This window comes from Vibrio nigripulchritudo ATCC 27043 (assembly GCF_000222685.1).
GTDB lineage: Bacteria > Pseudomonadota > Gammaproteobacteria > Enterobacterales > Vibrionaceae > Vibrio > Vibrio nigripulchritudo.
Genome location: NZ_AFWJ01000332.1, coordinates 1 through 19,094 on the forward strand (window position 1 = coordinate 1; position 19,094 = coordinate 19,094).

The window sequence follows — 19,094 nt, forward strand, 5'->3', positions numbered from 1 at the left end:
ATTTAAAGTCATAAGACTTTACTCGTCCATACTCACAGCCAGGAGGGAGATCCAACGTTTTTGCCTGAGATGTCAGTGAAGTGGATGCAAGCGCAATGGCTGCAATAGGTAGGATGTATTTATTTTTCATTAACTTATTCCTTGTTAACTGTCTAGCCAAAGGCAAAAGTGAAGAGGCTTCACATAATGCGTTCGCATACAGATTTAACTGAGGAAGGAATCTAATGATAGAGCAATCAAGCGAGCCAGTTTTGCAAATGAGAGCACTTCTTACTTAATTGGCATAGACTCTCACTTGCTTTCACTCCATATTCATAAATGTTCACAAAACAAACAGTGTTGGTGACTGTTTATTGAGAACTCCGCTACTGAGTGGCGCAATCTGCCCACGGAGAGCTAATTTCCGTTATACCGAAATTGCCTGCACGTGTGCTTTCTATAATCGATGGGCATGCAAAGGTATAAGGGTAAACGGATCTCTTAACAGCTTCCGAGTGATCAATCACGCCTTCAAGTTCTGCCAAAATCTCTTTTCCCAGTGCTTCATCGACATAGGTTTTGTCTGGTTGACTGGTATCTATTCTGGGGGCGTGCATTGCTTGATGGGCGTTCATGTTGTAATCCATAACAAAACTGGAAAGCTGAGCAACTGCGGGCATGATTTTTCTCCCTCCTGATGCGCCTATCGCGAATGATGTACCATCTTTTCGAGCGATGAGTACTGGGCACATATTGGATAAGCATTTTTTGTTGGGACCTAGGGAGTTGGGTTTCCCAGGCTCCGGGTCAAACCACATGATCCCATTGTTCGGGATGATTCCCGAAGTTGGCAGCATGATTCTCGAACCAAAAATAGAGACCAATGTTTGGGTCACGGAAACCAAAGTGCCCTCGCTGTCGATGACATTAAAGTGTGTGGTGCAACTCGGCATCCCCTCACTTTCGATGTCTCCCATTTCGACCAACCGCTCTTGATAAGACTTTCTAAAAACCTGATCAAACGCTGAGTAAGCTTTGGCATTTAAAGACTGACCTGGCTGTAAGGCTCTTTCTAGTAAGTTAAACGCCCGCTTGAGTGTCGGTCCAGCTGTCATATCCGGTGTGATGTACACATGGTTGCCGCGATAGAGAAATCGGGTTGCATTTTTGAGTTGCGCTCGATAACTCTTAAAGTCGTTAAGGGTATGATGACCGCCCAATCTGTTTAAATCCGCAACGATGGATTGGGCAAGCGCCCCTTCATAGAATTCAGTACTGCCATTTTTAGCAATTGATTCTAAAGAACATGCCAGCTTTTCTAAATGGCAGATATTTTGTGTCGATACATTCCAAGGTGAGGATTTAGGAAAACCCGAATCGTCAAAAAAAGTGTCTTTCATGGTTTGACACGCCGACAAGTCGGCGGCAGCACCAGATAAAATCAATTGGCAATACCAATCCACGGATAACCCCTTCTTGGCCAAAGAGATAGCAGGCTGGATAAGTGAGGACCAGTCAAGTGTCCCGAAACACTCATGTGCCAACCCCATACCTGCGACACAACCGGGTATGGCCACTGCCTTTGCGCCCTTGATATTGTGGTCGTTCTTAACCCGTGACCAATTGAAAAGATCCCCGCCTTTTTCAGACGTGAGCGGGTAGTCGGTGAGGTTGAGATTAGCGGGAGATCGCATACCAAAGTCAATGACCTGCGCGTTATGCTCACCTTTTTTTAGCACCATCATATACCCACCACCGCCAATACCACTCATCCAGGGCTCTGCCGCACCAAGAGCAAAAGACGTGGCAATTGCAGCATCAACCGCGTTTCCACCACGATTCAAAATATCGACACCAACGTGTGAAGCGAGCTTGTTTTGAGAAGTGACCATACCTTTATTGGAATGTAAGGTGTTTTTAGACAGCTTTAAGCTATTACTTATCTGATCCACTGTGTGAAGTCCTTTTACTTTGAATGGTGCGATAACCAATTAAGATGATGGAAGCTGCCGTTAATACGAGGAATAAGACAGAGATGGGGGTCGAGAAAAATATCGACCAGTCGCCCGAAGAGATAGTAAGTGCTTGACGTGCTGAGCTTTCTCCTATTGGCTCTAAAACAAAGCCGATCATCATAGGCGCGAGAGGAAATTCAAATTTTCTCATTACGTACCCGAGTAAGCCAAAGAACAGCATGACCCAGAGATCGGTGATACTGGAATTGAACCCATAGACACCCAAAACACAGAGTATGGCGATCATAGGGTACAAGATCGACGGGCTGATTCTGGTGATATGCGAGAACAGCCGAATAGCTATAACACCTAATAATGGCAGCATCAGTGCAGCGGTCAGTAGGGCGATAAATATGGCGTAAACCAAGTCGATACTGTCCGTAAATAACATCGGCCCTGGAGCCAATCCATGAATCAAAAATGCGCCCAGTAGAACCGCTGTCGTAACATCTCCTGGTACACCAAGAGCCATAAGAGGAATAAGAGCACCTCCGCAAGTGGCATTGTTTGCCGATTCGCATGCCGCGACGCCTTCTAGCGACCCCTTTCCAAACTCTTCAGGCTGCTTGGCGTTTCTTTTTGCTTCAGAGTAGGAGAGGAATGCGGCTGGTGTTGCGCCAAGACCGGGGATAGCTCCTAATACAGTACCAATGATTGAACCGCGAAAAATAGTGGGAAATAGGGCGCGAATTTGTTGCCATGTCACCCTAATCCTATTGGCTAATGGGGTGTCTGACCTCTTTTTGCATATGTCTTCCGAACGGACCAGCAATTCAGACACGGCGAATAATCCGATTAGCATTGCCATGATGGATATACCATTCATCAAATTGACGGAGCCAAAGGTAAATCGCGGTGTGGCATGAATGGGATCCAGTCCAACGGTACCAAACAAAAAGCCTAACGACGCAGCAATAAGGCCTTTTATTAATGAATTACCGGAAACGCTGGCGACAATACTCAAAGAAAATAGGACTAACGTAGCGAATTCAGCAGGACCAAAATTCGTCGCAAATTTAGCGAGAAAGACCGCACCAAAGATCAAAACGATAGTGGAAATTACGTCACCAACTACGGACGACCATAATGCAACTCCCATCGCTTCTGAACCTCGCCCTTTTTGGGTTAGGGGAAAACCATCCATAACCGTGGCGGCTGCGGCGGGAGTACCAGGGGTATTGATCAAAATTGCTGGTATACACCCACTGTAGAGTGAGCCCTTATAGGCCCCTAATAAAATGCAGAAAGCAGTAATGGTATCCAGGTTGTAGGTTAATGGAATCACCAACGCGATACCCATGGTGGCCGTCAGACCCGGAACCGCGCCCATGAATATACCAAATGCAACGCCGATAAAGATCGCCAATAGGTTTTGAAACTCGAATACAACAACGATGGCAGAGAAAATATCTGTGATCATTTTATCCCCCCAAATATAAGTTCAACCCATACACAAACATCACATAAAGCGAGATGCTGCTAACTGCGGTTGTCGTCAGTACAATGAGCGGGCTTCGGTTTCCGTAAATCAGCATTAATGCGGCGATGAGTACAGGTGCAGAAACGAAATAGCCCACTTTTTCAAATAGGAAAATAAAGATCGCTAGGCTACAGAGCACAGACAAAGGCAATAGGTTGAAAGTGCTTTTCACTTCTGGGCTTGTAGAGCTTGGGTGGCGAATAGATCTAACAAACAGCGCCATTCCCCCAAGACCTGTTGCAATACAGGCGGCGTAGGGGAAAAGCCGCGGCGATAACCCCCCACTAGACTCGACGATTTGAGTTGGGATTAAATAAACCATCAGTGCAACAGAAAACCCAACAAGCGCACATGATGCAATTATATTTTTACGTTCAGTCATTTTTATAGTGGCGAGCTAGTTCAGAGCAAGCTCGCCAACCTCCATTTATTTTCCAAGACCTGCTTGTTGAATGATGGCGCCCTGAATCTCATATTCCTGTTCTACCTTAGAGCGAAAATCTTTCGGGCCGAGGTAGCTTGTTTGCATTGCCAGACGTTGGATAATTTCTTCCATATCTTTAGAGCCGCTGGCTTTTAGTATCGATAGACTGAGCTTTTCGACGATGTCTTGAGGGATGCCCTTTGGCCCAGCGATACCCAAAATAGAGGGCGCGCTGATTGGATAACCAAGATCTAACAGCGTTGGAACGTCTGGGAATTGCTTCATTTTTTTGTCGGTGATGATGGCAAGAAGCTTAAATTCTCCCGACTGAACTTGGGGTAGCCACTCAGTAGCACCAACCATAAAGTCGACATGTTTACCAAGTAATGCTGTGACCGATGCCGCCCCTCCTTTAAAAGGTACGGCTTTCCATTCTAACGATTCGCGATTTGCCAGCCTTTCCATTGTTAGGTGTTGCGGAGTACCCGATCCGGCAACGGCATAGCTCAGCTTTCCTGGGTGTTTTTTGGCGTAATCGATGAGTTGAGGCAGTGAGTCGTATGGCGCATCCGCGGGAGCAACAATCCCCAAATTCCATTGAGCAAATTGTGCGATCAATGTGAAGTCGTTCAATGGATCATAAGGCAGTGTTTGCATGTGTGGGGACAGCACAGCAGCCCCTGTTGTGAAAGTAAATAGTGCGTAGCCATTGGGGCGAGCGCCTTTAGCCAGTGATGCAGCAACCGCACCGCCGCCACCGGGTTTATTCACGACAACCACCTTTTTACCAAGATCGTCTTCCAACAGTTTAGCAAGGACGCGTGCTGTCGAATCTGTCGTTCCACCCGCACCGTAACCCACCGTAAGTTGGATATTGCGTTTTGGCCAGTTGTTTGCCGAGCTATGAACACTCCAAACGGTTAACCATATTAAAGTTAAAATCGAAAAAATCCTTTTCATCATAAATTCCCTTTAGTATTGCATTGTAATACATGTTACTGTATTGTGATATTTAGTTTCGATCTTGTTAATAATGTTGTCAAGTGTAAAAATTGAGCAATGCAATATTTTGAGGATAGATGAGCAATGGAAAGCACGAGCGAAGAGCGCAAAAATAACGCACTTTATGTTGGGGCAGTAGAGAAAGCGTTTGTTGTTTTAGAGAGCTTCATTGGTACTGCAGAGAGCCTTTCTCTCACAGAAATTGTTAAGCTTACTGGGATGACAAAAAGCGCGGCTCAGCGCTACATATATACACTGGAAACTTTAGGGTATTTAGTGAAAGATCCGGACTCGAAGCGGTACAAAGTCGCGATGCGATCTTTATTTCCGGCGAGCCAGTTTTTAAGCTCTGATCCTCTGATTAACGCTGCCTACCCCCATATCGTGCAGCTTAGGCAGCAAGTGGACGCACGGATTGGATTAAGTGTGCCCTTTCAAGACGATATAGCTTATTTGATTCCCTTACAGAGCAATAAAGAAGCTTACCAAAACGACTTTCCCGGATTTAGGCTCCCACTGTTTTGCACAACATCAGGACGACTGTTTTTATCTTCCAAAACTTCAGAAGCGGTCCAGCATTACCTTGAGCATTCAAATCTGAAAAAAGGTGACGCCTTACACTCAAACGGATCCCAACGAAATTATTCAAGAAGTTAACACAGCACGAGAGCAAGGTTTCTGTATCACTCACCAAGAAGTGAGACAAGGTAACTTGAATTTAAGCGTGCCTATCTACGGTAGCCATCACGAAGTTAAAGCCTGCTTGGTTGCGGTGGTTCAAACACCTTCTTGGGACGAAGAGCGCTTAAAGCAAGATTTGTTGCCATTGATGCGTGACGTCGCTATCCGTATAAACCCGAATAATCGGTTGGGGTTATAAGAGCAGTAGACAAGGACAGAGTGCGATCGATAGGGTTGTCCTGCTGTTTACTGGACAATCAAGTTCCCCAAAAAAGGCGACCAATGGTCGCCTTTTTACTGTTATTTCAATAAGTAGTGAGCCTGAGTTCAGGTTATTTAGCTGAAGTCGTCAAATAGAAATCCACGGAAAACTTAGGCTGTTCGTTTGAAATTGTGTCTGGTGTTGGCTCTGGAATGTAAATATCTGAAAACGTAAAGTTGACTCGATGATCCGAGATGTCTAACTGAAGCTGAGCATCCTCAGAGACTGGCTTAGGTTCTTGATTTTCCGCTTGCAAATACACATCACCATTAATCATAGAAAAACGGAATGTGACGATGTCGTTCCCTAAATCAATATCAAAAAGGTGACGAATGTTTTTGCCTAGCATGAATTGAATCCCTGAACTATTGAGAAAGGTTTCATACACTTCAGGACCATCGGGCAGGTATTTGATTTGAGACTCTTTTCGGCAATCTGAACAGCTTGGTACGTTCTGGTTAACGTTCCAGTCATCAACGAATTTTTTCTCAAAAAGAAGCTGCTCGTTTTTGACCGAAAACTGATTGACGGGTTTCTCCGCACCTGCTTCGGAGCAGGCAGTCAAAACGCCCAATATGAATATCCCGCTCAGCAACTTTAACATCAATCAATAACCCCTAGCTTTCTCAAGCGTTCAAAAAATTCGGCAGAAGGTGCCGCTTCCACAATATATTCCTGACTGTCATTTGCTAAATAGTCGTGCGTAACTTGCTCCGAGTTCTGGGAAGTTACGCGATAAGCGCCTGTATTGCCGCTGTATGTATCTCGGAACCTCAGGCTAACTGCACCCCAGTCGTTAAAATCAGTCAGGCTGGTCTTACCGTTGGTCTGGCTGGTGGCACTCACATTAGTGAGATCCAGTGACACTGCGGTGTCATTGCTATCACCATCGCAGTTAAAGTCGACCCTGTCTGTTACGCTGCGCCCCAGCCCTTTTGTTTCATCCAGATTCGTTTCGTCCAGTGGCTGACTAGAACCATCTGAGAAATCGATTTTAAAGTTGTCTGGCGAGCCATAGGGGCCGTTGATCAACTCTGATGTACTGGTCGCATAATTTTGAGGCGTATTCCGGCAATTTTGATTGGCAAGCCTTCGCTCATAGTTCGTTAAGTAATAGCGATCTCCCTCTGCCTGACCAAGTGTTGAAAGCCCCTCCAACTGATACATGTAGTTCATCACGCTGTAGTAGTTGGGTTTGAAATTAAGGTTTTCATTGCCACCGTGAAGAAGACCCAGATTGTGACCAAATTCATGCATGATGGTGCCAGACTGGAAATTAATCAGGGTATTTCTGGCAAGTACTGAAAGACTATTAAGTCCCCAATTCCCTAATGTAATAAGGGAGTCATTTCCGTTGATCTCTGCGATTCCTGAAGACCCCGATGCCCCGGTTCTGTTCTGGCTGTTGCCAAACATCATGTAATAGAAGACCAGTCGACGGCGTATATCCATGTGCTCAATTTTGTAGCTTTGTAGAGTCACCGGATTGTAAGAACGGCTCAGACTGATACCAGGAGAGAAAGGCACCTGATTACCACCACCTAGGTTGTGATCCTGACCGTGCAGTGATCCGGTATCGAAATGCAGCGAATAACCTTGGTTCTGGAATGCAAACTTCACTTTGTCGAGTGCTTCTTTATGTGGAATGATGCCCTCATCAGCCACCTGACGATTGCCATTTGTGGGGTCCATGTAGTCAATTTCTATGAAAATGTCGGGTTGGTTTTCCCGAGCTCCCCAACCATACATGTCCATGCCTGCGTAAGTTGTATTGGGGCGCTCTGCACAGTCCGGAACGTTGTCATTATCGGTATCTGACGTACAGTGATTGACGTCGTTGATGCCGCCTGGTGTAGCAAAGGTGACAACTGCCCAATCTTCCGCTTTATTGGTATCAGTATGATTTTGGGGGCGCGATAAGCTTCTGCCAAGAACTTGTGGCAGTCGTTCAATAGTCGATGTACCTGCCCAGTTGTTTCCAGATGTCGGGGAGGTTGTATTTAAACCAAAACGGACGAAATCTACAGTTTGATTATTGCTGACCTGAACAATTTCGACAAAGCCACTGTCTGTCCAGTAGGGCACGTAGCTGTTTTCAGTAATGGTAATAACCTGATTTGAACTGCCGGTTTCCGCATAGGCATTATTGATAGCCTTTGCTTGAAGCAGAATGTACTCCCCTTTTTTCAGTATGATTTGAGGTAGCGGGAAACTGTAATTATTCAACTGACTGTACTGATTACGGATCGCCCCCGACTTCAATACATATTGGCTAAGGTCAATGTCTTTACTGCCCGAGTTGTAAACTTCTACCCAACGTTGGTCCGAAATGTATCGAGTCGTGGACACCTCATTGATGATCAAAGTCGGTAGCGTTGAGCGATTAGGATCATTTGGGAAAGCGTCACTGTTGTCACCCACACCATCTCCATCGGAATCTTTCTGTTCATTAGGATTGCTTGGGAAAGCATCACTGTTGTCACCAACCCCATCGCCATCGGTATCGCTGGATTCCGATGCATCATTGGGAAATGCATCGCTATTGTCACCGACTTTATCACCGTCTGAATCCGCATACTCATTTGGATCTGTTGGAAAGAGGTCAGCGCCTGTTGGCCAGGCTCCATGAGTATTTAGGTTCCAGTTTGTAACTGAAAGCATGTTTCCCTGTGTGTCTTTGTGATCCCAATAACCGTCATTATCACGATCGTTTTGAATGACTGCCGTAGTTGTGTTGTTAGAGGTGGTTATCTGAACAGTTTTATTGTCGAAGCTTGGGCTTGGCTTTGATTTTTCTGATTTGATGAGTTGCCCAATTGCATCAATTTTTTCCTGAACTGCAGTGTCTGCACTTTGTTTGCGCGCATTAGCTACAGTTTGAGATTCTGGAATTAAAGACTGATGAACCAAAACGCGAGCGGCAAACGCAACATCGGCAAGGTTTTCTGATTTGTAGTCTTTTGAAATGCTGGAAGCGTCAATTTGTAATTCGGACGCGACGGCTTGCTTAGCTTGCTCGGCAGAAGAACCACGGTCCATCTTCTGTTTGAGTAACGTAGTTAAAGGAGTAATGATCAGGTCGCCAGGAGGCGCACTCAGCAAAAAATTCCGGGTAACGGGTGCACCTGAATCTTCATCTATCGTTGTGCCTTTTATCGCTTCAACAACCACAGGGTAAGAAGAAGGCGATGAGATATTAGTCACATCCAGGGTAGCCTTCCCGCCTGTACCCGACATTGCCAAGGGCTCATTGATGTCGTGAGCAAAGTTGTTATTAAGGTCTAACCAGACTTTGGCGTTTCTCAGATAACCATCAATAGCCGTAACGTTCAGCTCCTTACTGGTGCTGCTATTTGGAGGAGTTGAACCACTTTGACCATTGTTGGAACCTTCTCCTCCTCCACATCCCGCTAGCGCAACTGCCAGAGAAAGAGTACTTATCTTCAGAAACGTTTTCGTCATGATTTACCGCTCGACTACTGTGTAATGATGTTTTCGTTTTCAGCGCACGATACTACTACGGATTCTGTTAACAGAGTGTAAGTTTGGGTAACTGCGGGAGAGGATCTCATTATAAATATTTATGAGATGAATATTTGAGCTTATAGATGAAGAAAAGACCTCCGTTTGAAGGTCTTAGAGTAGTTTTTATCGGGGCTGGCTCATCTAAAGAATATTCGGGCGTTTTGTATTGAGCTTTATGGAAACCCGACCAACTTAGGTAAATATAACGACAAACTCGGAAAGAAAGCGATGATAAACACCGCGATCACCGAGGTAATCACAAACGGATGAATTCTTGCCGTTATCTGCTCGACTGTTGATCCGCCAATTCCCGATGCCACGAAGATGTTTTCCCCAAGGGGTGGAGTGGCGAAGCCAATCGACAATACACACACCACCACAATGCCGACGTGAGTGGGGTCTGCCCCAAGCATGTACATGATCGGCAGCAGCACTGGCACGATGATCATAATAGCGGCCAGGGTTTCCATAAACATACCAATGAAGATCAGCAAGCTGATGGTCAGTGTCCACACTAAGTACATATTGTCGGTCAGGCTAAGCAGTGAATCCGCAACCACCACTGGGATTTTTTGTTCCACTAGAAGGCGGCCAAAAACAGTGGCAGCGAAAAGAATCAGCAACACGCGGCCCGTTATCCACGTTGTAGTGGAAAGCGATTTGATGATGCTTTGAAAGGTGAGCTCTCGGTGAAGAAATAGCCCGACAAACAGTGAGTAGAAAATCGCGACAACTGCAGATTCTGTCGGTGTGAAGATACCGCTGTATATCCCCCCTAAAATGAGAAACGGTGCCAAGATAGACCACACGCCCTTCTTCATTGCACTATGAATGTCTTTGGGATCCCAGTTCTCTTTTAACCCTTTGTAACCCCTTTTCTTAGCGATCAAATAGTTAGTCGCCATCAGCGATAGCGCCATGATCAATCCCGGTAGTACACCAGCTACGAAAAGCTTGGGAATAGAGACGGTAGAAAACGTGCCGTGTTCGGCAATTGCTTCAGGTGGCGGCATTAAACCCATTGAAGAAATACCAAAGATGACCAAGGGGATTGAAGGGGGGATAATGATCCCCAATCCGCCCGATGCAGCTGTGACGGCAGACGCGTAGCTTTTTTCATAATCGCGCTTCACCATCGCAGGAATCATCAACATGCCTACGGCAGCGGTGGTCGCAGGACCTGAACCGGAGATCGCACCAAAAAACAGGCATGCCACCACGGTTGCCATACCTAATCCACCAGTGACAGGTCCTGCTAAATTCTCGGCAATGTCCACCAGCCGTCGCGATATGCCTGCTGCTTCCATCAGTGCCCCGGCAAGCACAAACGCTGGCAGAGCCATCAATGGGAAATTGCCTACCGAAGTGAACGCAATTTGTACCAAGGCGATGGGGTTTTTATCTAAGAGTAAATAGGCTGCCATTGAAGCGCCCGCAAGGGAGACGGTAATCGGTGCTCCCAATATCAGCAGCACCAAAAAGCTGCCAAATAGAATCAGAGTTAAATAGGCTTCCATGCGTAGGGCTCCATCTTACTCAGCCTTGTAGGCCGTGCTTTTCGAAAATTTGTTTTTAAGAAAGTCGTTTTTTAACGAATGCTTTTGAATCTCTTCACTTTCCGGGTCTGTCGCTTCAATGCCCAGCACCAGTTTTTCGTAGTTGTTCCACAGAATGCGCACCGACATTAAGAAGAAGGCGATGGGCAAAATCAGGTAGAAATATTTCATTGGGATCCCGGTGGTTTGGGACTTCCAGAAGAGGTTCATTTTGTTGAACACAAAATCGTAACTGAGATAGACGAAATACAAGTTGAACGCGACCCAAATGAGGTCTGCAATGGTTTCACAAACGGTTTTCACCACTGGTGGGAAAAAGCGAAAGTGAAAGCTTACGCGGTTGTGTGCCGACATTTTTGCCGCCACGACTGCCCCTAAATAGGCGAACCAAACGAACATATAGGTGGCGACTTCGTCACCCCACGGAATCGAATATTGGATAGACTGTCGCAGTACGATCTGCGAAAACAAAAGAATCACGAAAGAGGCGAGTAACAAGCAGCATGTGTACTCCTCAATGTTGTTTAGATGTTTCCTGAATGACTTCATGACGCTGCCTCTGCGAGCTTGAAAGGCACCCCACCTAAAAAGGTGGGGGTGCCATGTGTTGGAGAGTATGTAAGGGCAAAGCCTCAATACCTCGTGTAAGGCGTAATTTGTGGCGATAGATGGATTTATCGACCTAGGGATTTCAGCGTGTCATCCAGCTTTTGTTTTCCGCCAATGCTGGAGTAAAACTTCGGCCAAACCTTTTGTGTGACTTGGTCAATCCACTCTTTTTCATTGTTGGCAGGTTCTGTAATCACCATGCCTTTTGCCACTAAGTCTTTGCGAATCTTGTCTTCAGATTCCAGCAAGAATTGATAGCTGTGCTCGGTCGCTTCTTTGCCTGCTGCTAAAATGGCTTCTTGCACCTCTTTGGACTGCTCCTGGAAGATTGATTCGCTCACAATCAAGGGCTCGATAGAGAAGATATAGCGGATGTTGGTGATGTACTTTTGCACCTCGTTAAACTTCATCGCATGTACAGTGATGTATGGGTTGTCTTGCCCGTCTACCACGCCTTGCTGCAAGCCGGTAAAGGTTTCTGACCACGCCATTGGTGTTGGGTTGATGCCCCAAGCCTGATAGGCCGAAATCATGATGTCGTTCTTCGGTACTCGAATCACCAGCCCTTTAAGATCTTCTAGCGTTTTGACTGGGCGCTTAGAATTAGTCAGCACACGGAAACCAGAATATGCCCAGCCAACAATACGAACATTGGCATCGCGAATGGTGTTTTTGATCAGCTCTTCACCAACAGGACCTTGCGTCAACGACTTCGCTTCTTCCGCGCTTTGGATAAGATATGGCATGGTCAACAAGCCAACGGTAGGAGAAAACGGCGTCACGTTATTAATAGCCAGTACCGAGAAATCCAGCAAACCGATGGCGGCGTTGTTCACCGTATCTTGCTCGTTACCCAATTGACCATTCGGGAACAGATCCAGCTTGACCTTTCCGCCCGTTTTTTCTTCCATTAATTCACTGAATTTGGTGCCCAGCTCCCACTGAGTACCGCCTGCTGCATCGCCCAGTGCCATCTTAAATGTTTTGGCGGAGACGACCGGAGCGGCGATAACGGCTGCCATCAGCGCCCCCAAAGAGATCAGTTTTGTTGTGTTCAGTTTCATTGTTGTAACCTTTCTTCCATGTTCGATCTTTGCGTAGCTCGCGAATTCGCTGTTTAAAGGGTGAACGAAACCCGCAAGACGCCCCTGTATTCTCGCTATTCTCCTCAGTTGTCGATGTAAAATGGGTGCGGTTTACAGCACCTCATCCTTCAAGTGATACCACTTGTAAAGAAAACGTTGTCCCAGACGGCGAAACGGTGCAAACGCTTCGGATTCCACCACTTCACGTACGTTGGGAAACGGCAATTTTGATTGAAATATAGGTAAGTCGAGTTGTTTGCCTTCACCAGCAATCCACTGGGCAAGCCTTTTTCCTGCCTGAGCCGAGTACATTACGCCGTTACCGCCGTAGCCCAGTGCGTAGTAAATGGACTCACGATGATTAGGTTGGAAAATTCTGGGCATCATGTCGTGGCTGACATCCACCCACCCCCACCAGGAGTAGTCGATATCAATGCCCGTTAGTGCCGGAAATTTACGGTGTAAATCGTTGATAAGAAATTGTTTGAATTTGTCTTTTGGTGCCGATTTTCCGGTGATGGCACTGCGCGATCCGATTTGCACGCGGTTGTCTGGCAACAAACGATAGTAGTGGCGCAGCACACGAGTGTCGGTAAGAACTTGCTTGGTGAGGAAGTTGCATTGTTCCAGTTCTACTTCCGTCAGCGGACGAGTAACAATCGAATTGGACAAAATGGGCAGCAGGCGGTTTTTGAGTTCTGGATGCAACCCTTGAGAAGTGTAACCACCAGTCGCTACGCCAACGGCTTGGGTTTTTACAATGCCACCCGGTGTTTTGATGTAATGGACGTCGCCTTCCGATTTCCACCCAATCACTGGGCTGCTGGTGTGTACTTTGACCCCCAAACGACGTGCTTTTTCAAGATAACCAAACGCCAGTTTTCCAGCGTGAATGCCAATGCCTTCCGGTTCGTGCATGGCACCTGCTGCTTCTTTGTCGTCGACGAATTGCTTTTTGACGGTATCTGCATCCATAATCTGAGCATCGTAGTGAAAGGTATCGCGCAGCAGTTTGGCTTCTTTCTCCAACGTTGGCATCACTTTGCTGCGGTGCGCAATGTACAGGTGCCCGCCGGGTTGCGGATCACAGTCGATGTCTTTGATGAGCTCTTTGAACGTTTCCATGCCATCCAGACATTCTTGGTGCATCTTCAATGCGGTGTCTAATCCCCAACGTTGGATCCATTGCGAGCGTTTCAAGCGACCGCTGGCACACTGAGCTTGCCCACCATTTCGGGTACTGCATCCCCAGCTGGCTTTATTGGCTTCCAATACGGTCGCGCGAATGCCGTAATGTTCAGCGAGGTAGATGGCCGCCGTTAATCCGGTATAACCCGAACCGATGATCACTACGTCGGCATCGGTATCCGACAGAATAGGACCATCGTCTTCTGGAGGAGTGCCAGCGGTGCCAATCCAGTATGTTGGTGCGTAGGCTTGACCTGTGCCCGGATTATGGCGTGTCAGTGGATCGTAACTTGGGTCGTAGGGGTTATGGGATTGGCGGTTTGCCTTCCCTTGGGTCTCCATGCCTCCGACCATGTTGGCGTTCATTGATTCAGAGTTCATCACCTTCTCCATTGACTATGCGACGTCTTCGGATAAGACGGGACGATCTTTCCTGAACGCGTTTTTCACTTGGATTTTTCCATCGCGAACGGTAAACACATCCACCATACGAGCTTCAATTTTGCCGCCCTCTGGTGTGGTTGCACAAAACGTTGATTCAGTGACGGCGCGATCTCCTGAGACAAAATGCACAGGGTCTTTCCACTCAACATCTGGGAAATTCTTCCAAACTACAGCAAACGCATCGCGCAACGCGTCTTTGCCTGTGAATGTGTTGCCTTGCAGCCCATGACCTGCGGCGGTGTGGAACACGCAATCGTCGGTCACGAAACTGAGTAAAGCTTCAATGTCGTGAGCATTCCAAGCGTCGCTAAATCCTTGAAGTGTTTGAATTGTGATTTGATCTTGATTGCTAGTGTTCATTTTCTTGTTCCTTCAAAATGGGCAGAACAAACATGAATCGATAAGAGAAAAATCAGGAAAAACGCCCTGAATGAAGTCAGATTCAACAACCGTTTGTTTCGCTAGATTACAGTTTTATTATTTCAATATGCGATACATTACGTTCCATATTGAGATATAGATACCAATATTTTTTAACAAAGCATTTACAACTTAGCGTGATTTTTGAACCGAAAACCCAAGGATTTCAAAGTTCTTAAAGGCCGCCAGACAGTTTAAAAACTGCCCAGCAGCGGCTGCCTGTTACACGTAATCTTTGTACTTATCGAGGTGACGCACTGGGGTTGATAGAGCATCTCGGCGGAACGGGTCGCCCAGCTCACGAGTACACATAATTTCGATGATGGTGGTCTTGCCTTCGTTCATTTGCATGTCGATGGCTTTTTGCAAAGTTGGACCCACATCTTCTAACTTATCGACCGTGATACCCTCAGCACCCATAGAGCGGGCAATGTCTGCGAAGCTTTGGTTATCAAGTTCACCAGCGACAAAGCGGCGGTTGTAGAAATCCACTTGGTTTTTCTTCTCTGCGCCCCATTGGCGGTTATGGAATACCACCGCGGTGACCGGAATGTTGTGGCGAACACAGGTCATGGTTTCAACCAGGCTCATGCCCCAGGCACCGTCACCGGCATAAGAAATGGCAGGACGGTGTGGCGCAGCTACTTTGGCACCAATAATGGTTGGGAAGGCGTAACCACAGTTACCGAAGCTCATGGCTGCAAAGAAGCTGCGTGGCTTTTCAAAGCGAAGATAGCTGTTGGCGATGGAGTTGATGTTACCGATGTCAGTCGACACCATCACATCTTCAGGCATGGCTTTTTCTAGCTCGCGCAAGACTTGGCGTGGGTGTAGGTACTCACCACCAGAGAATGGGGTTTCTTGAGCGTTTTCTTCGATCATGTCTAAGCTGAAAGCATCTTTTTCGTGCGTCCAGTTATCCAACTCTTCTTCCCAAGCGGCTTTTTCTGCTTGAATCTTCGCAAAGCGCTCTTGCTTGTTGGCATCACAGGCAAGGTTGCGACCATCCAGTCGCTGAGTCAGTGCCACGGCAGCGGCTTTGGCGTCGCCACAAATGCCGACAGAGATTTTCTTCACCAACCCAAGCATCTTGTTGTCTGCGTCGATCTGGATGATCTTGGCGTTGGTTGGCCAGTAGTCCATGCCGTGTTGTGGCAAGGTGCCAAATGGACCTAAGCGAGAACCCAGAGCAACCACCACGTCTGCTTGTGAAATCAGCTTCATTGCGGCTTTAGAACCTTGGTAACCAAGCGGGCCACACCACAATTCATGACTGGCAGGGAATGAGTCGTTGTGCAGGTAGCTGTTAACCACTGCCGCACCTAGGCGTTCAGCCAGCGCTTTACATTCTTCGACAGCGTCGCCCATGACAACACCACCACCAGAGATGATCACTGGGAATTTTGCTTCAGCCAGAATGTCTGCTGCGTCGTTCAGGCTTTGCTCGCCGCCCGGACCTCGATCTAAGCGTGCCGGTTTCGGGATTTCACATTTGATGTCGCCGTAGAAGTAATCACGGGGAATGTTGAGCTGAGTAGGACCCATTTCACTCATGGCGCGATCAAAACATCGACCAGTGTATTCCGCCATACGACCCGGGTGGGTAACGTGCCCTTGGTATTTTGTGAATTCCTGGAACATAGGAAGCTGGTTACATTCCTGGAAACCGCCCAGACCCATAGTGGTGGTGCCGGTTTCTGGCGTAACGATAACCACAGGGCTGTGTGCCCAGTATGCAGCCGCAATAGCGGTGACACAGTTACTGATGCCGGGACCGTTTTGCCCGATCACCACTCCGTGTTGGCCAGAAACGCGTGAGTAACCGTCTGCCATGTGCGCTGCGCCTTGCTCGTGTACTACTGGGATCAAGCGAATGCCAGCAGGGGCGAAGATGTCCATCGCATCCATAAATGCAGAACCCATAATGCCAAACATGTCCTGAACATCGTTCGCCACCAGTGTTTCTACAAATGCCTCGGAAGGGGTCATGCGTGCTTGTCCTTCAACCACGCTTCTTGTTTTCTCGCTCATCTCATTCTCCTTGATGAAGTAAGTCAAATTTCAAAATATGGAATCAAATATCTCGTTAACTGAAATTTAACATTACTCTAATTGGACAAAAATTGAACGTCAATAAAAATATTCAAATTGGAATTATTTGTTCCATAAAACGATATTTGCATATCAAAAATGGGTATGGACGGTATTCAAGCGACACTGGCTGATGAACAATGAGTGGAAAATGAAGAAAGGGATAAACGATGGAGATGAGAAGGGATCAGCTCACGACCCAGTATTCGGTCAGGGAAACCTTTGGTTTGGACGTGAACATGAGCGTAGCCGGATTTTCAGAACCTACACCCGATGTGCCTGAAGTTGACCGGGCGTATCAGTTCAACGAAGAAGTGACCTTGGCGATATTGGCTGGGTTTACTCACAACCGACGCACCTTGATTCAAGGCATGCATGGCACTGGCAAGTCGACACACATTGAACAGGTGGCGGCGCGTTTGAACTGGCCTTGTTTGCGAGTCAATCTGGATGGACATATCAGCCGTTTGGAGCTGGTAGGCAAAGACACCATTGTGCTGAAAGAGGGAAAGCAGGTTACAGAATTCCAAGAAGGCATTTTGCCTTGGGCGGTGCAGCGACCCGTCGCGTTAATTTTGGATGAGTATGATGCAGGCAAACCCGATGTGATGTTCGTTATTCAGCGGCTTCTGGAAAAAGAAGGCAAACTGGTATTGATGGAGCAGAACCGGGTGATCACGCCACACCCGCAGTTTCGATTGTTCGCGACGGCCAACACAGTCGGGCTTGGGAATTTCAATGGGTTGTATCACGGTACCCAGGTTTTAAACCACGCTCAGCTCGATCGCTGGAATGTGATTGCCAAGCTCGATTATCTGCCTGCTGACAAAGAAGCCGAGATCGTTTTGGCTCGGGTGCCTGAAAAAAATAATCCAGAAGGCAAAGCGTTAGTTGACCGTATGATTGCGATGGCAACACTGACCCGGCAAGGGTTTGCGACGGGTGAACTCTCTGTGCTGATGTCGCCGCGAACCGTGATCAGTTGGGCAGAGAATTGCCATATTTTCACAAGTTGCGAGCTGGCGTTTCGTCTCTCTTTCTACAACAAATGCGAAGAATCTGAACAGACGATATTGGCTGAATATTATCAACGCTGCTTTGGACGCGACTTGTTCCCTTCTGAGTGATGGTCGCTATGGCATTTAAAGAGAATATCAGTGCGAAACAATCGAAGCAGCTCCAGCGGGAACTGATGATATCCACTTTACGTTCTTTACTCGACGAAGAGCACCTTGATCTTAGAGGTCACCATCTTTACTTAAATGGTAAGCGGCTGGTCTATCTTGCTGCACATTTGCAATGGTACCCGTTACCACAAGGGCAGGATGCACAAAGAGGCATGGTAGATGGCTGGGCTTTGCATCTCATGCATACGGATTTACCTCTTTTCCACCAAACTCGTCCCCGTCACGCCGTGGCGGCTTGGGTATTCGATTTTCTTGAGCAGCTTCGGGTGGAAAACCGAGTGTCGCCACTGCATCAAGGCATGATACACAATCTAGACGCAAATTTTGAACGTTGGTCCTCTGGCTTTGTAGAGTCGGGTTTATTGGAAAGTCAGGTTGGCATACTGCTTTTCTCCATCGTCCATATGGTGCGTTCCCGACTTAGCAGCCAGCCTTTGCCTGAAGGAGTCGAAGACCAGATCGAAGCCACACGAATGTGGCTTGCCCCTCTTATGGGGAACGCACTGCTTGGTCTTCGTCAAAACAGGCAAAGTCAGGAAGATTTTGCTCAGCATGCAAATGAGATAGCCACGCTCGCCGCCGAGCATATTGATGAATGGCTTGAAGACGAAGTGAGTCAGACCCCAACCAATAACCGAGCGGTGTTTCAACTGCTGGTGGACAGCGAATCTCAAATTGACGCCTCTATGCCAGTTGCCGAACTTGGCAACGCCAAATCAGTTTCCATAGCTTCAGAGGATTACCACGTATTTACACGAACGTTCGATGAAGAACGCGGCGCCGCTACTTTGGTTCGGTCTGCCTTGTTGAACGAATATCGACAAGAGTTAGATTCTGAATTTCTACAATCAGGTCTATCCGTGCGGCGAATCGCTCAGCGGTTGTGCCAGCGCTTTGCACTGCCTCGTGAGCCGCACTATCAGTATGGTGAAGAAGCAGGCAGATTAGATGGACGTCGATTGACGCAGCTGATTGCCTCTCCAACGGAGAATCGGGTGTTTTACACCAGACCGAATCGACCAAAGCCCAATGCAGAGCTGGCTATTTTGGTGGACTGTTCAGGTTCAATGCGCCTGCACATCAAATCCGTCACTTTATTATCGATGTTCTGGTGCGCGCCACCCAACTGGCTCATATTCCGTCTCA

Annotated in this window: 15 protein-coding genes and 1 pseudogene; 4 read left to right on the top strand and 12 right to left on the bottom strand. The window is 47.3% G+C overall.

What is annotated here, in order from left to right; genetic code table 11:
• Window positions 1-365: 365 nt before the first annotated feature.
• From RH89_RS28455 to RH89_RS28470, 4 genes are read right to left on the bottom strand one after another with little or no spacing between them, the layout of a single operon-like run.
• Window positions 366-1,931 carry a gamma-glutamyltransferase gene (locus tag RH89_RS28455; RefSeq protein ID WP_004409479.1) on the bottom strand — a complete coding sequence of 522 codons (1,566 nt, stop codon included), beginning with the start codon at window positions 1,929-1,931 and terminating at the stop codon, window positions 366-368.
• Window positions 1,915-3,414 (bottom strand): tripartite tricarboxylate transporter permease, encoded by a 1,500-nt coding sequence (locus RH89_RS28460; protein ID WP_004409480.1) that lies wholly within the window; start codon window positions 3,412-3,414, stop codon window positions 1,915-1,917. Before RH89_RS28460 ends, RH89_RS28455 begins: the two co-directional genes overlap by 17 nt.
• Window position 3,415: 1 nt before the next feature.
• Window positions 3,416-3,856, bottom strand: a complete 441-nt coding sequence (locus RH89_RS28465) for a tripartite tricarboxylate transporter TctB family protein (protein ID WP_004409482.1) — start codon at window positions 3,854-3,856, stop codon at window positions 3,416-3,418.
• Window positions 3,857-3,901: 45 nt separating this feature from the next.
• Window positions 3,902-4,858, bottom strand: a complete 957-nt coding sequence (locus RH89_RS28470; protein WP_004409483.1) for a tripartite tricarboxylate transporter substrate binding protein — start codon at window positions 4,856-4,858, stop codon at window positions 3,902-3,904.
• A 126-nt stretch (window positions 4,859-4,984) separates the two neighbouring features.
• Here RH89_RS28470 and RH89_RS28475 point away from each other — a divergent pair, with 126 nt between their 5' ends.
• Window positions 4,985-5,557, top strand: a complete 573-nt coding sequence (locus tag RH89_RS28475) for an IclR family transcriptional regulator (RefSeq protein ID WP_004409485.1) — start codon at window positions 4,985-4,987, stop codon at window positions 5,555-5,557.
• Window positions 5,508-5,780, top strand: coding sequence for an IclR family transcriptional regulator domain-containing protein (locus RH89_RS30460; RefSeq protein WP_004409487.1), 273 nt, complete (start codon window positions 5,508-5,510; stop codon window positions 5,778-5,780). Before RH89_RS28475 ends, RH89_RS30460 begins: the two co-directional genes overlap by 50 nt.
• 133 nt (window positions 5,781-5,913) lie before the next feature.
• Here the strand turns inward: RH89_RS30460 and RH89_RS28480 are convergent, their stop codons facing one another.
• The 8 genes from RH89_RS28480 to xsc all read right to left on the bottom strand — a co-directional run bounded on the left by RH89_RS28480 (window position 5,914) and on the right by xsc (window position 16,701).
• Complete coding sequence (locus RH89_RS28480) at window positions 5,914-6,447, bottom strand: hypothetical protein (protein ID WP_004409493.1); 534 nt, start codon at window positions 6,445-6,447, stop codon at window positions 5,914-5,916.
• Window positions 6,447-9,305 carry a lamin tail domain-containing protein gene (locus RH89_RS28955; protein ID WP_004409495.1) on the bottom strand — a complete coding sequence of 953 codons (2,859 nt, stop codon included), beginning with the start codon at window positions 9,303-9,305 and terminating at the stop codon, window positions 6,447-6,449. The genes RH89_RS28480 and RH89_RS28955 overlap by 1 nt, the downstream gene beginning before the upstream one ends.
• 236 nt (window positions 9,306-9,541) lie before the next feature.
• Complete coding sequence (locus tag RH89_RS28495; protein ID WP_004409497.1) at window positions 9,542-10,885, bottom strand: TRAP transporter large permease; 1,344 nt, start codon at window positions 10,883-10,885, stop codon at window positions 9,542-9,544.
• Window positions 10,886-10,900: 15 nt separating this feature from the next.
• On the bottom strand, window positions 10,901-11,473 hold the full coding sequence (locus tag RH89_RS28500; protein WP_022591432.1) for a TRAP transporter small permease: 573 nt from the start codon (window positions 11,471-11,473) through the stop codon (window positions 10,901-10,903).
• A gap of 125 nt (window positions 11,474-11,598) precedes the next feature.
• On the bottom strand, window positions 11,599-12,555 hold the full coding sequence (locus tag RH89_RS28505; RefSeq protein ID WP_404819627.1) for a TRAP transporter substrate-binding protein: 957 nt from the start codon (window positions 12,553-12,555) through the stop codon (window positions 11,599-11,601).
• Window positions 12,556-12,729: 174 nt separating this feature from the next.
• A complete protein-coding gene (locus tag RH89_RS28510; protein ID WP_038147770.1) occupies window positions 12,730-14,172 on the bottom strand; it encodes an NAD(P)/FAD-dependent oxidoreductase in 1,443 nt (480 codons plus the stop codon).
• Between the two features lie 30 nt (window positions 14,173-14,202).
• A complete protein-coding gene (locus RH89_RS28515) occupies window positions 14,203-14,610 on the bottom strand; it encodes a nuclear transport factor 2 family protein (protein ID WP_004409505.1) in 408 nt (135 codons plus the stop codon).
• Window positions 14,611-14,892: 282 nt separating this feature from the next.
• On the bottom strand, window positions 14,893-16,701 hold the full coding sequence (gene xsc, locus RH89_RS28520) for a sulfoacetaldehyde acetyltransferase (RefSeq protein WP_004409506.1): 1,809 nt from the start codon (window positions 16,699-16,701) through the stop codon (window positions 14,893-14,895).
• A gap of 230 nt (window positions 16,702-16,931) precedes the next feature.
• Between xsc and RH89_RS28525 the strand changes: the two genes are divergently transcribed.
• Both RH89_RS28525 and RH89_RS28530 read left to right on the top strand, forming a co-directional pair.
• Complete coding sequence (locus RH89_RS28525; RefSeq protein WP_004409508.1) at window positions 16,932-17,888, top strand: AAA family ATPase; 957 nt, start codon at window positions 16,932-16,934, stop codon at window positions 17,886-17,888.
• 8 nt (window positions 17,889-17,896) lie between these two features.
• Window positions 17,897-19,094: pseudogene (locus RH89_RS28530) on the top strand (hypothetical protein); the annotation flags it as partial.

What these genes read in the sequence shown, in the direction of transcription:
- RH89_RS28460 (WP_004409480.1), bottom strand. Translation starts at nt 3,414, where the DNA reads ATGATCACAGATATTTTCTCTGCCATCGTTGTTGTATTCGAGTTTCAA.
- RH89_RS28465 (WP_004409482.1), bottom strand. Translation starts at nt 3,856, where the DNA reads ATGACTGAACGTAAAAATATAATTGCATCATGTGCGCTTGTTGGGTTT.
- RH89_RS28470 (WP_004409483.1), bottom strand. Translation starts at nt 4,858, where the DNA reads ATGAAAAGGATTTTTTCGATTTTAACTTTAATATGGTTAACCGTTTGG.
- RH89_RS28475 (WP_004409485.1), top strand. Translation starts at nt 4,985, where the DNA reads ATGGAAAGCACGAGCGAAGAGCGCAAAAATAACGCACTTTATGTTGGG.
- RH89_RS28480 (WP_004409493.1), bottom strand. Translation starts at nt 6,447, where the DNA reads ATGTTAAAGTTGCTGAGCGGGATATTCATATTGGGCGTTTTGACTGCC.
- RH89_RS28955 (WP_004409495.1), bottom strand. Translation starts at nt 9,305, where the DNA reads ATGACGAAAACGTTTCTGAAGATAAGTACTCTTTCTCTGGCAGTTGCG.
- RH89_RS28495 (WP_004409497.1), bottom strand. Translation starts at nt 10,885, where the DNA reads ATGGAAGCCTATTTAACTCTGATTCTATTTGGCAGCTTTTTGGTGCTG.
- RH89_RS28500 (WP_022591432.1), bottom strand. Translation starts at nt 11,473, where the DNA reads ATGAAGTCATTCAGGAAACATCTAAACAACATTGAGGAGTACACATGC.
- RH89_RS28505 (WP_404819627.1), bottom strand. Translation starts at nt 12,555, where the DNA reads ATGGCAGCCGTTATCGCCGCTCCGGTCGTCTCCGCCAAAACATTTAAG.
- RH89_RS28510 (WP_038147770.1), bottom strand. Translation starts at nt 14,172, where the DNA reads ATGAACGCCAACATGGTCGGAGGCATGGAGACCCAAGGGAAGGCAAAC.
- RH89_RS28515 (WP_004409505.1), bottom strand. Translation starts at nt 14,610, where the DNA reads ATGAACACTAGCAATCAAGATCAAATCACAATTCAAACACTTCAAGGA.
- xsc (WP_004409506.1), bottom strand. Translation starts at nt 16,701, where the DNA reads ATGAGCGAGAAAACAAGAAGCGTGGTTGAAGGACAAGCACGCATGACC.
- RH89_RS28525 (WP_004409508.1), top strand. Translation starts at nt 16,932, where the DNA reads ATGGAGATGAGAAGGGATCAGCTCACGACCCAGTATTCGGTCAGGGAA.